Genomic DNA, 13106 nt, shown 5'->3' with positions numbered 1-13106 from the left:
TAACTTTGATGTACTTTTATAAACAAAAATCTGCCAGACATTAATGTCATCATAGCTTAATGGAATACCTACTGGAGTCTTTGCGAATTTTCCTAATGGATATAAAATAATTAGAGAAAAATCTTCTCTAAAAAAACTAACTATAAGTATTTTTTAATTCTATTTGGCACTTTGCTTAAAAGACCTAATTTTTTCATCTCGGCATAATATATAGCGTAGTTTTTCCTAGCGAGCGGTTCATTTTTTTGTGCGACATAAATATCGGCTATATTTAAGTAAGCTACTGCTCTACTTGGATCTAGCTTTATAACATGGTTTAAAATGCTTAAAGATTCATTGTAATAACCTAATTTATATAAATAAAATGCAGAATCATTAAGCTCTTGAATATCATTTTTGCTATATACAGGCAATTGGCAATTTATACTTTTGATTATTTCATCTATTTCTAATCTTTCAGACTTTTTCAATTTCTTTAAATTTTGGCTTGTTGAATAATTCATATAAACAACTGCGCCTCTTCCCCCACCGACATCAGCCTCCCAAATAGGTAGATCTTTTTGCTTATCCCACTTTCCAGCACACATACCACTTAACATTGTCGGAATAGCATCAACAATCACTTTATTTTTATTATTGATAATTAAACAGTAACGTTGATCTTGATCTGAAATCGGTAACGTCAAAAAGTTATAATTTTTAGTGATGTATGAATATTTAGGAAAGACATCTTTCGATGAAAGACTAAAATTTGCATCACTTAAATTTAGCGGACTGCAATTTTTATAGCTTAAAAAATCAGGAGTTGCATGTACTGTAAAAATTGTACTACTTAACAATATAAAGAGCGTTTTCTTTAGCATTATCGTTGTCCTAATGTCGGTGATAGATTTTTCCATAATTCGCATACTAAGCCATAGACTCTTATCATTTAGCTAACACATTAACGTTAATCTTCAAATATTTTGTACTCGTTCATTGGGTTGGATCAAATATTAAATGCTTTTAAAATATGACTTTTACTCGGCTTGATCTAACTCTTTTAATTTGTCTTGAGCTTCTGTATTCCCCTGTTTCTCAACTTTTTTTAACCAAAATATAGCTTCTTTTAAATTCTTATTTTTATCTTTATTTAATAATATTAAAGCTAATTGAAGCTGTGCATTCTCATGATCTTGATTAGCTGCCAATCTATAATAATGCTCAGATTTATCCAAGTATTTCTCTCCACCAATTCATCTCAGATACATAATTCCTAAAGCATTTTGGGATGGGGCATCTCCCCTTTCTGCTGCTGCTTCAAACCATTCTTTAGCAACATTTTCATCTTTAGGAAATCCCTCTTCACCATTTAGAAAATTCATTGCAACATTGTATTGTGCGTCAATATTTCCTGACTTAGCTAATCCTAATTCATAACTTTTTTCATATGAAGCACTATGAGCACAAGTACTACAAATAAATAAAATATTCAAAAACCTTTAAGATTTTCATAATTAATAAACCTATACTTCATTAGTTTTAATAAGATATTCTTGTAACATTGTATAATAGATAAATGCTTTAAATTTTTCATCAGAAAAGCTATAATAAATTTAGGTTAATCCTTAAAAAAGGATTGGTGTAATTATTTATTATAGAAAAAACAGATTATCTTTTATATTACATTTGTATTAATTTTTAAGACAAAAAACTCTTTGGAGTAAAATCCCAAATAATTTCAGGTAATTTTATGTTATCAAGAAGAATTCTTCTAACAATTTGTTTGCTTAGCGCACTAAATTCAAGTTGTGCAAAATCTGTAGATTCGGATAATAATGAAAATAATATTACTCAACAAAAACCTAACTCAGATGACCTTGATGTTAATGATATTAGATCAAAAGCTGAAAAAGGTGATTCTGAATCACAATACAATATGGGTGTAATTTATACTGATGGATATGGAGATATTCAACCGAACATAAATGAAGCTATAAAATGGTATTTATCTTCTGCAAAACAAGGAAATGTTAATGCTCAATATAATTTGGGCTTTTTATATAGTAGCAATCCCAATATTAAACATGATTATGAAAAAGCAAAATTTTGGTATGAAAAAGCAGCAAGTCAAGGAGATATGCCCTCATTCAATAAATTAGGCTATATATACAGTACTGGGCTAGGAGCCGAAAAAAATGAATTAAAAGCTGTTGAATATTACTCCATAGCAGCGAATCATGGAGATCCAGATGCTCAAACAAATATGGGTATTATGCTTATGCATGGCCGAGGAGTAGCTCAAGATAAATTAAAAGCTTTTGAGTGGTTTCATAAATCAGCCCAACAAGGAGTAATAACTGCACAATACAACATTGCGCTTATGTATTTAACTGGTGATCATATTAAACAAAACTATTCAGAAGCAAGACGGTGGTTCTTAGAAGCTGCAAATCAAGGTGATAGTGATGCGCAATACCATTTAGGTAAAATTTATAAAGATGGACTCGGTATTGATAAAAATTTATCTATTTCAAGAACTTGGTTTGAGGAATCAGCGAAAAATGGAAATTCTTTTGCTACAACTGAATTAACTCATTTAAATTAAAATACTAACGAAAATAAAATTTAACCGGGACAAAACAAAATTAGATTTATCACTTCGATATCTTTATTAAACTTTTTTTTATTTAATTTATAAAAAGCTTCTTCTATGATATATTCACTTATAGCAATATCAGAAACTTTACCACAGGTTAAAAATATTATCACATATCTATAATTTTATATGTTTATCTTTCAACATTCTCTCGCCCTATCTCACAAATCCTAGCAATAAAACTTATTAACAGTCCAATAAATAAAGAACAACCAACTAACCAATTTAAACTTACCACTATTTCTTTCCCACTAGATTCAAAAATAATTAAAAATAATGCCGTTATTAGACTAATAGTAACAGTCCTTATGAAAAAAGTTAGATATGGCTTATCCTCAATCCTTAAAAAGCTTGATATCAAAGTGATAACAAATTCTAACATTGTAATTTCCTAAAATTTAAAAATAATTCAAACACTTAAATAGCAACATTGAACACTAGTTATTTTTCTCATTATTTTTCAGTATTAGCACCTCATTTTTCTGTTGTATCTCATTCTCTACCTTTTTTCATGCCCCCTTTGTAAAGCCCTGTGATCATTTTTGAGATTCATCATAGTTTATAAATCATTATACTTATTCAATAAAGTTAATAACCGCTTATAAGAATAAAATTAGAAAATAGTTTAATTATTATTTTTCATCTCCTTTCTATACGGATATAAATCTTCATAATCAAATCTTTTCCAATACTCTTTCCAATTAGGATCTATATTCAGTTTATTTAATTTAATAAATTCTTCGTTTTTAATTTTCTCAATGGCATCACGATTTCCTAGTTCAGCTGATTTTTGTAAAAACTCTGAAGCCATTCCGTAATCTTTTATTTTCAAAAAATCCATAGCTTGGCTATATTCGACGTTCCCTCCATCCCTCCCCATATTTTCACTTTTTTGATACCATATTTTTGCCTTTATTAAATCTCTTTCAATTCCATATTCCTCATGGTATGCGTCCCCAATCAATTTCATAGCTTTAGGATCATTATTTAAAACAAGAGGATACAAGTTTTTGTATGCCTCTAAGTAATCTCCTGATTTAACTAAAGATACAAAATCAGTGTAAGGTTTTTCTTCTATTTTTCTATGCTTATACTGATAATCCTTGATTAAAAAAAATACTATTATTGATATAATAAATAACATAAAAATAAAAAATATCGCTCTATACCTTACATTCATTTCATCACTCACTTTTCAATTATCATTTTAGGGCTTTTACCTTCAAATAATCGTTTCAATTTAAAGAATTTAGATGTACCTGAGTAATTCATTTTATTCTATGCAAAAAGTCTATTAGTTTAAAATTCTATATTCTTACAATATGAAGTTCCTTCTTTTATATACTTTATACTTATCCCCCACTTATCAAGAGAACTAGACTTTATGTATAACTTCTGACCAAATTTATCATAGTATTCTATTTTTCTTGGATAAATAATTGTCATTTGATTATACTTATTATAACAAAAAACATACTGATCCTCAGATGTATAAACTAACTTCCATTTTTTTTCTATTTTACTTTTTATCATTTTAAAATCGGACAAGGATAAATCAGACTTAGGAATAAAAACATTATAGTAGTTCGCAAAACCTCGTTGCATCCCCGCCTTTAAATCATAATTATATCCATCAAATAAATATGAAACCTCTTTTTCAACATTAATTTCATTATTTTTGGAACTATCTTTACCTATACCATTACACGCTTGTAAAAATATAATTAATATCATTAAAAAAATAATTTTCTTCACAATACATTACCCTTTAGGTTATTTAATTCTATTTTCTAATTTGATCAACAAAATCAAATAGACTGAAGTTTTCATTTTTTTCACCATATGAGAAACTAACACCATTGGAACCAAATCCAACCCCACCCTCAATTCCAAAAGTACCACTTGATGATAAAGTACTAGCATTTAAAGGGACTGTTACACCAGCCTTCACTAATTTTCCACTTGATACACTTACAGCCCAACCACCTAAGAAATTGTCTGTCTGCTCCGCTATAGGATCGAACTGGTTTTTACCAACAATATGCCCAGCCATACAACTCGCACCCCCCATCTCTTTAACAATTTTAGAAACTTGACCTAGGGTTCCACCTCCCAACTTGTAATTGCTATTAACTGATTTCTTTCCAACATCATTTAATGATAATTTATTTTTATAGGATTGAGCCTTATTTACGCTTTTTGCAGCTTCAATAGGATCCATTGTTAGTGATGACCATATCTGCCCATTATGTAAATTAATTACTTCAGTTTTTCCAACTGCTCCTATGCTACTACTACATACTAGATAGTCAATAAATTGTGAATTTGTAGCAGGGCAAAGATGTCTATAGGCATTCTTGCCTAATACTGCTTGTGAACGAATACCGCCAGGCTGTCTTGCACTTGGTATGTTGTCACAAATCACATCACGATAAAATTCATCACCTTGCATGATACGCTTTAGTTCCGCTGCCTGTTTCTGTTTTTCTAATTGTAATTTTTTTTGTTCATAATCATTTCTATTTTGCTCATTAGATGATTTTGCCCAATCGTTATATTTTTTATTCTCTTGCTCAATTCCTTTTCTTTGTTGTTTAATTCGCTCTAATATTTCTTGATTCCTTTGTTTATCGCTTTTGTTAGCCATCAACCCCATCGGATCCACCCATTGATTTGGATCACTTACATAAGCAGAATTATTTAATCCCCCAAATAACCCTATCGGGTCTTTACTCACATACCTTGCACTATACGGTTCGTAATAACGATAACGGTTATAGTGTAGCCCTGTTTCCTTATCGTAATATTGTCCCTGAAAACGAATATTACTTTGTTGCAATGGATTGTCTTGGTTTGTTGTATTAATTTCTAAAGCAGTGCCCCATGTATCCTGTTTGATTTCCCAAACACACTCGCCTAACTCATTACTCAAGGTTTGTGGTGTACCGACTTGGTCACAGTGGTAAAAGGCAACACGTTCTAATTCAGCTTTGTTTTTTCTGGTTTCTGTTTTCCATACAGGATCTTTATAAATCGAATAAGGTACATTTTGGAATTGGCGATAATCAGGTGTTTCAATCAGCTGAATAAAGCCTGTATAACCAGTCTGTAATAACGGTACAAAGTTATTCGGTTCATAGACATAGTGTTTGGTGTAGTCTTGCTGTTTTGATTGATTTTGGTTTGCTTGATATGACTCCCATATCATTAAATCACCATCCCAACCAAATAAGGTTAAACTGTGGTCTGTTTGGTTATTCTTAAATAATCGTCTGCCAAAAACATCATAACCATAGTCTGTGATTTGACCATTGCTGTCACTTTGAATCAGACGATTTAAGTTATCCCAAGTGAGTTTTAAGGTCTGACCTGCTTGAGTGGTTTCAATCACATTGCCCTGTGCATCATATTTATAATGTTTGCCTTGATACTGGCTAATCAAGTTATTTTTCACTTGCGCAGCTTGTGTGGCAATCGGATCAATCAAGTTCCCCGCAGGATCAAAACTAAAGCTTTCAGTCTTATATAGGTTTTGGCTTTTGATTAAACGCCCGATTGGATCATATTGGTAATTTAACTTTCCTAGGCGACTGTCATCGACTTGAGTCAGCAAATAGTTTTTATCATAGTGATAATGACGTTCTGCTTGAAATTGTACCCTGTCCGCTGTTTCTTGCTCTGGGCGAATGACTTGTGAGCTGAGTAAGCCCACATCATTATAATCCTTAGTTTGCACTAAACCATTGGCCAGCAGTCGCGTGGTTTCACGATGTAAATCATCACGTTGGAATGCCACCATATCTTGTTGGTTAAAGGCAATGCCATAAATATGCCCCGATCCATAACTTAGATTGGCTTGTACTTGTCCATCAGGACGAATGGTTTGAGTCAAATTCCCCAATTCATCGTACTCATAACGTAATACTGCGGTCAGTGGGTTTAGATTTGGTACTTTATAGTGTTGATGCTCACGTACCAATTGTCCAAGTTGATTGCGATAAAAATGAATTTGGCTTTCTGTATTGGTCGCTTTACTGAGTTGGTTATTTAAGTTGTATTCAAACTCTTCAACTTGGCTATGCCGAGTCTGCAAATGGGTATAAGTCTTTGACGCGATCGAACCATCCGTATGATAGCCGAATTGAGTCAGAATATTTGGTTGGCGGATTTGAAATAAAAATCCATTGTCATAATATGTAAAGTGCTTTTCTTCACCATCAAAGGCTTGTTCACGCACCAATTGCCCAAAATGATTATAGTCAAATAGATATTCGGCATGGTTTTGATTGCTTAGTTTTTGAATTCGACCTTGTTTATCCCACTGGTAGCCGATTTGGTGTCTATTTGCATCGACCCGTTGTTCTAATAGTCCGACTTGATTGTATTTATATTGGGTAATTAAGCCTTTGCTATCGGTATGCTTAAGTAAACGCCCTTCTTCATCATGTTCAAATTGTTCTTTTAATCCATCAGGATAAGTGATTGCTTGTAACTGCCCTCGGTCTTTACCTTGAGTACTGTAGAGATACTGAACCTGTTGTGCATCCGCAGAGGCTTGTGCAGTCAGTGTACCGTCTGCATCATATTCCCAAGCACTACTTTTCCCTGAACAATCGGTATACGACACCATCTGCCCAAGATCATTATATTGAATTTTCTTTGAGCCGCCTTTGGCATCAATCACTTCAACCAATTGATTATCATTATTATATTTATACTGGGTGATATGTCCTAAAGGATTAATGTCTTTGCTGACATTACCATCAGCATCATATTGTTTTTTCCAGATATTGCCTTCTGGGTCCTTAGTTTCAGTCAGATTACCATTTTCATCATAGGCAAAAAGGATGATGCCACCATTTGACTGTACAATTTTCACCAACTGACCTAGTTCATTATAAGCTTGTTCAATTTCTAAGCCTGCAAAATCAATTTGTCGAGTAATCCGTTTTTGACTATCTCGAGATATCCACTTTTCACGACCATCGGCTAAACGAGTACGATAGGTAAAACCGTCTAAATCAAAATAATAATAGGTTGGAACTTCATAAGCATCATAGACTGCCACCTGACGCAAACGTGGATGCCATTCTAAACGGGTTTTAAAACTACCATCATCTGCCCATTCCTCAATCGCTTTGGCTTTGGGTGCGGTAGATTCATATCGAATATTTTGCCCACGTCCAGTACGATCTGTATAACGGGTCAATTGATGGGCATGATTATATTCATAACTGCGTGTATGTCCATTTTGATCAATGGCTTTGATCAGATTGCCTTGTTGATCATATTCATAACGTGCCAATGCTTCCGCTTGTTCATCGACAAATGCGGCAATGACTTTGGCTTGTTCATTAAAAGCAAACTTGACTAAGTGTTTAGCGCGCTTCAATTGAAAATCAATCGCCTGTAAATAGGCAAATTGTTCAAACAATAAATAGGTTAGAACCACCTTTTCATCAGTCTGATCATTAAATTGTTGAACGAGGTGATAATGTTTTCCAGCATTAAAACTATGAAAATGGAAATTCCAGTCTGAACCAAAATTCAGCAATAAATCTCCATCGTCATGTGGCGCGACACTAAAGCCTTCAAAGGGTACGTAATATTTTTCATAGACGATCGAAGCAGGCAGCTGATGTTTACGTCCATTGCTGTCAATAAATAAATACCCATTTTGATTTTGTATGATCACATTGGAAAATGGCATCATCCAACGTGCGCCGATCATACTGTGGTCAAACTCATTCATCTGAGAGTTATATTGACGACTAAAGGTAAAACCAACTTTAGGCAAGTAAAAGTCTGAATGATTAACCCGCTCCGCACCAACCGCATAACTAATACTATGTGTCGTTGCTGAATCACTCGGTAAGGAATCGGGTTGTTGGGTTGCACAACTCGGATCATTTAAAGCATCAGGTTGTAAGGTGACAAACTCTAAAATATCACCATTGATATGCTGCTCATGTTCGCCTGTTTGGTTTAACGGCACACTGGCTGTGGCTTTTTTACCTTGAGTTTGGATGGCTTTTAGGGTTTCTTGAATCAACCAAGCAAGGCTATATTGAGTTCCTGTATTGCTTTGTTGTTGAATCACTGTAGCAAGTTGTGGTGTCGCCTTAAGCACTTCTTCTGTTAATCGTGTTGCGATATTCGGGGTCATCTTTGCAGTCATATCAGCTTGTGCAGGTGTACCCAACAAATCAATCAATGGCTGTGCCCAGTTGCTAAACTGCTTGCTGGGATCACGTTTTTCAGCTGTTGCTCCCGCTGAAGCAACGCTGGGTAATCCAGCTACAACACTGCTACTAAAAGCTTGCAGAATTGAAGTCCCTAATGTCGTAGCACTCGACAATAAACCTGATAATTTACTTTGTGTTTCTTGTAGGAATTTTTCTAAATCGCCGGCCATCTGCGCATTTAAGTGTAGCTGCATACGTCGTAAATCAGCTTCTTTGATTTTGCCATTGGCTGGGTATAAACATTCTGCCATTAAACCCAGCATTGGACGTAAAGCCATACGCACATGTGCTTCTGTATTCGGTTGTAAAAATAAACCGATTAAGTTCATGCTTAACAATGCCGATTGTTGTACGCCTGCCTCAGCTTGTTTGGGTTCAGTGGCAAATAAAATAAGGTCTAAAACACTGCCGGATAATGCAAAGATATTGGCGACTGTCGCTACATTGGCGCTTGCTTTGATCTGTTCTAGGCTGGTATTTCCACAAGCCTGTAAATAGTTTTGGATTTGATGCGCGATAAACTTATGGTCTTCTGTATGCGTCAGGCTGGCCAAATTAAATACTGCCAACTCTACCGCTGGCTTGGTCTCTTTAGCAGCTGGTTGTTGCTGTGTATTTGACCCTGCGGTCTGATTTTTACTGTCTATAAATGCCATAAACTTAACCTTAATACGTTCTAATTTTTAATTTAATTTCAATCAATTAAAATTCAAAAAAATGTTCAATTATTTATTTCGCGCGTTATATACATCTGGTTGTTCAGCAGCCGTTTTTCGCACAGTCACTTGTTTGGTGACATAACGCGACTCTTCCAGATCCATCCGTACCACATCCTTATCCATATCATAAATCGACTGCGGTTTTCTCACTTCGACAGGTGCTGTCGCTTGTGGAGTCTGTTGAGTCAAAATTGGCGCAGGCTGACTGACTTGTTGAGGAATGTTTTGCGGGATCGTGGGTACTGATGCATCGCCTTTTCGAGTGGTAATGCTATAGGTTAAGAAGCGAGAGAAATATTCATCTTTTTTAATAAAATCATCCACCACTTTCACTGGGGCATCTAAGCCATTTTGAGCAGCGCCAAATGACTCTGCAACAAAACCTTGACCCAGTGACGACCCAAATCCTGTTCCAGCAGTTATATTAGAAACTAAACCGCTGGTCTGTTGAGCAAACAATGCTGAGGCTTGGTCTTTAAAGAAATCGATGCCTTGATCTTTAATATTTTGTAGGGATTGACTTGGATTAGCAATCATCTGGCCCACGTTCATCATCTGTGACGGAGATAAATTTAAATTCAATGCTGAAGAGACTGAACCTAATGCACTTTGAGTAAATTGTTCTTTAAATTGTCCCAAGCTTTGTGTGCCTAAGTCTTTTAAAGCGTTTTTGCCCATATCTTTCAATGAGTCAGCATTCAAAGAGAATAAATTGTTTTTGAGTTGAGACATCATATTTTGTCCCACTGAATTTAAAGCATTTTGTGCAAAGCTTGTGGCACCACCGACCACTTCTTCTGACCAAGTATAATCACGGTTAAAATGACTTGCTTTATCCCATGCACTTCGTGGATCAGTTTCAAATTCAACTTTGGCAGGGCCAGGTGCAATACCTGTCACTTGGGCAAAGCCATTGCCATCCAGCTTGCCAGACACTTGCTTGCCAAATGAATCAATCACTTTAAAGCCGGTTTGTTTAAAGAAGTCTTGCCCACCATAGCTTTTTAATAAGTCGAGTGCGCCTTTGAGTGGATTCGATGGCGGCAGTTGTGCTGATTTACTGACACTGGCACCCGGCTTAAATGTGTGCTGCCCTGCATTGACCTCAAACTTACCGCCTGTTTTGGGGAAAATCCCTGAGCCATTTAGGGCAATCTGTGAGGAACCGCCTGTAATCAACACTTCTTTTGGACTACTGATTTCTATCCGATCTTCTGTAGATGAGATGGTAATCCCCAGTTTGGCAAATACATCTAAAGCATCGGACTGCGCTTGAATTTCAACTTTACTCTGTGCTGCAATGGCTTTAATGCCACCTTGTGCAGCAAATAGGCTTACTTTGCCTAAAGCTTGCCCCAAAAGATTCTTTTGGGTACTGAGGTTAATACTATCGCCCGCAGTATGGTTAATGATGCCTGTGGCTGAAAGATGGATATCTTCAGGGGTACTTAAGGCAATCCCATCAACAGAACTGAGTAACATGATGGCTTTTTTATACTTGGCAACATCTTTTTCAATTTCTTCGGCAAAAGCTTTGAGTTGCTCAATCGATTCTATTTCATCCGTCTTTTGATTCTTGGCAATATCACTTAAGGCTTTACTGTTGGTCTGACTACCTTCAAGTTGCTTTTTAGCAAGCTCTGAATCAAGGTGATCACCTTTGGCTGGGTCTTGTTTATAGGTCGAAAGCAGTAAACCTTGCCCTGCGCGAACTGCTCCCCATTGGTCAGTTCTCAGCTCAAAACCTTCTCCACGATCATCACTTTCTGCTTTATCTTTAGGATGACTCAGTTTGCCCAAGTTGAGTTGGCTGGCCCCATGACTACTTTGTAACTGGCTGCTGATTTGGCCAGTAGTATCGTCAAACCTCAGTTGATTGTAACCACTGCCTTGATACTCTCGACTTTTGATTCCTGCCAGCTTCTTGGTGTCAGGCAGTTTGCCTTTGTCATCAAACTTACTTGGATGACGTTGTGCTTCATGGATACGCCCAACCACAAATGGACGGTCAATGTTGCCATCAAAGAAATCAATCACAACAATCTCACCGATTCTCGGTAAGAATCGCGCACCATAGCCTTCACCTGCCCATGGGGTCAGGACATCGACCCAAGCGGAATCTGTGTCATTGTCATTAGAACCCGCACCGCCATCATGGGTGTTGTCTTCATTACGGCTAAACAGGAAGCGAACTTTAATACGCCCCCATTCATCGACATGGATTTCTTCTCCGCTTGGCCCCACCACTTTGGCCCGTTGTGGTGATGCAATAGGTCGGTGTTGTGCACCGCCATCATGGGTGTTGTCTTCATTACGGCTAAACAGGAAGCGAACTTTAATACGCCCCCATTCATCGACATGGATTTCTTCTCCGCTTGGCCCCACCACTTTGGCCCGTTGTGGTGATGCAATAGGTCGGTGTTGTAATGGGTTATAGGCTGGAACCGTGCTGATGTTACGACGTTGAATGGTTAAATTGCTGGCTTGACGTTCATCACTCGTGTTGCTGGTGATTTGGCTGACTTGCCAATTGCTTTGTTGGACTAAAGCGGTGACTTGATCGGTGAGATCTTTAGGTAAATTGTTTTGGTTATAAAAGCTTTTAGCCGTGATTAAAAACTCTTTGTCTGCACCTGAGTGTTGATCTATCTCAGGGTGTTCATTCAGTTCAAACCAATAACCAACATGTGCATCGCGCACAGTTGACGTTGCTGTAAATTGTTTGGCTTGTGAATCGTAGTAGTTACTGAGGTTTTGGTTAAATTTTTCAATCTGACTATTGCCCGATGGCGTTGCACCATCTTCGCCATTCAAGTCTTGAATCCATGCAGGGCTAAAGTGCCATGCTTGTTCTAAAGCTAGACTGGCATTGTCATAATTTTCACTATGGCTGTGTTTACTTTGGACACTGCCAGCGCCTTCATCAATATCCAATACATCAGCTTGCCAACGCTGGATATGCACTGAAGTCGGTTGAATGGAACGCTGACCAATAAAATTGGTGATTGAATCAGTTTTTTCTACGGCGCTGCTTCTATGAAAGCGAATATTGCGGCGCTCTAAGGCACTAAATTGCGAATTATCATCAATTAAACGAAGTTTTTGTGCTTGGATTTGTTCTGTTGAACTCGATACTTTAAGCTGTGCTTCATCGATCAGCCAGTTAATCCCTTCACTTCTCATCAAACGGGTCAGGAAGTCAAAGTCGCTTTCAAATGCCTGCATAATGAATGGGCGCACATCATAGTCTTTGCTCAGTCCACTCTTATCTAAACTCAGACTTGAGGCAAACAACGGACTGCGTTGTGTCCATTCTTGGAATACGGTTTGGATCACATCCACAACCGACTTATTCATAAATACTCGAGAGTTTCTACGGTGTTTCCAAAGTGCTGTTGGGTCTTCTACAGTCAAACGATAGATGGTAAGAGAACCATCAGATGCGCCAATATCGGCTTGGGTCACAATCCCTGAAATACGGGTTAACTCAGATTTATCTGTGAC

The 13106-nt window shown here is 36.5% G+C and carries 9 protein-coding genes; 1 reads left to right on the top strand and 8 read right to left on the bottom strand.

Features of this window, described 5'->3' with window-relative positions:
* Positions 1-140: 140 nt before the first annotated feature.
* From M2R48_RS08135 to M2R48_RS08125, 3 genes are all read right to left on the bottom strand, one after another.
* On the bottom strand, positions 141-863 hold the full coding sequence (locus tag M2R48_RS08135) for a tetratricopeptide repeat protein (protein ID WP_262085729.1): 723 nt from the start codon (positions 861-863) through the stop codon (positions 141-143).
* Between the two features lie 156 nt (positions 864-1019).
* Complete coding sequence (locus M2R48_RS08130; protein WP_262085728.1) at positions 1020-1217, bottom strand: hypothetical protein; 198 nt, start codon at positions 1215-1217, stop codon at positions 1020-1022.
* Positions 1218-1235: 18 nt separating this feature from the next.
* Positions 1236-1475 (bottom strand): tetratricopeptide repeat protein, encoded by a 240-nt coding sequence (locus M2R48_RS08125; RefSeq protein ID WP_262085727.1) that lies wholly within the window; start codon positions 1473-1475, stop codon positions 1236-1238.
* 257 nt (positions 1476-1732) lie between these two features.
* Here M2R48_RS08125 and M2R48_RS08120 point away from each other — a divergent pair, with 257 nt between their 5' ends.
* Positions 1733-2587: a tetratricopeptide repeat protein gene (locus tag M2R48_RS08120; RefSeq protein WP_262085726.1), complete on the top strand. Its 855-nt coding sequence runs from the start codon at positions 1733-1735 to the stop codon at positions 2585-2587.
* Between the two features lie 184 nt (positions 2588-2771).
* Here M2R48_RS08120 and M2R48_RS08115 read toward each other — a convergent pair whose 3' ends face one another.
* The 5 genes from M2R48_RS08115 to M2R48_RS08095 all read right to left on the bottom strand — a co-directional run.
* A complete protein-coding gene (locus tag M2R48_RS08115; RefSeq protein ID WP_056512549.1) occupies positions 2772-3020 on the bottom strand; it encodes a hypothetical protein in 249 nt (82 codons plus the stop codon).
* A gap of 243 nt (positions 3021-3263) precedes the next feature.
* Positions 3264-3830, bottom strand: a complete 567-nt coding sequence (locus M2R48_RS08110) for a hypothetical protein (protein ID WP_262085724.1) — start codon at positions 3828-3830, stop codon at positions 3264-3266.
* A 107-nt stretch (positions 3831-3937) separates the two neighbouring features.
* A complete protein-coding gene (locus M2R48_RS08105) occupies positions 3938-4393 on the bottom strand; it encodes a hypothetical protein (RefSeq protein WP_262085723.1) in 456 nt (151 codons plus the stop codon).
* 28 nt (positions 4394-4421) lie between these two features.
* Positions 4422-9539 carry an RHS repeat-associated core domain-containing protein gene (locus tag M2R48_RS08100; protein WP_262085722.1) on the bottom strand — a complete coding sequence of 1706 codons (5118 nt, stop codon included), beginning with the start codon at positions 9537-9539 and terminating at the stop codon, positions 4422-4424.
* 69 nt (positions 9540-9608) lie between these two features.
* Positions 9609-13106: type VI secretion system Vgr family protein (locus M2R48_RS08095; RefSeq protein WP_262085721.1), on the bottom strand; the 3498-nt coding region annotated here is incomplete at its 5' end.

The sequence above is a fragment of the Acinetobacter sp. I-MWF genome, assembly GCF_025433935.1.
GTDB lineage: Bacteria > Pseudomonadota > Gammaproteobacteria > Pseudomonadales > Moraxellaceae > Acinetobacter > Acinetobacter guillouiae.
This window is presented reverse-complemented; position numbering and strand designations above follow the sequence as displayed.

Excerpts from the sequence above, each read along its gene's own strand:
- M2R48_RS08135 (WP_262085729.1), bottom strand. The coding sequence starts at position 863 with ATGCTAAAGAAAACGCTCTTTATATTGTTAAGTAGTACAATTTTTACA.
- M2R48_RS08120 (WP_262085726.1), top strand. The coding sequence starts at position 1,733 with ATGTTATCAAGAAGAATTCTTCTAACAATTTGTTTGCTTAGCGCACTA.
- M2R48_RS08115 (WP_056512549.1), bottom strand. The coding sequence starts at position 3,020 with ATGTTAGAATTTGTTATCACTTTGATATCAAGCTTTTTAAGGATTGAG.
- M2R48_RS08100 (WP_262085722.1), bottom strand. The coding sequence starts at position 9,539 with ATGGCATTTATAGACAGTAAAAATCAGACCGCAGGGTCAAATACACAG.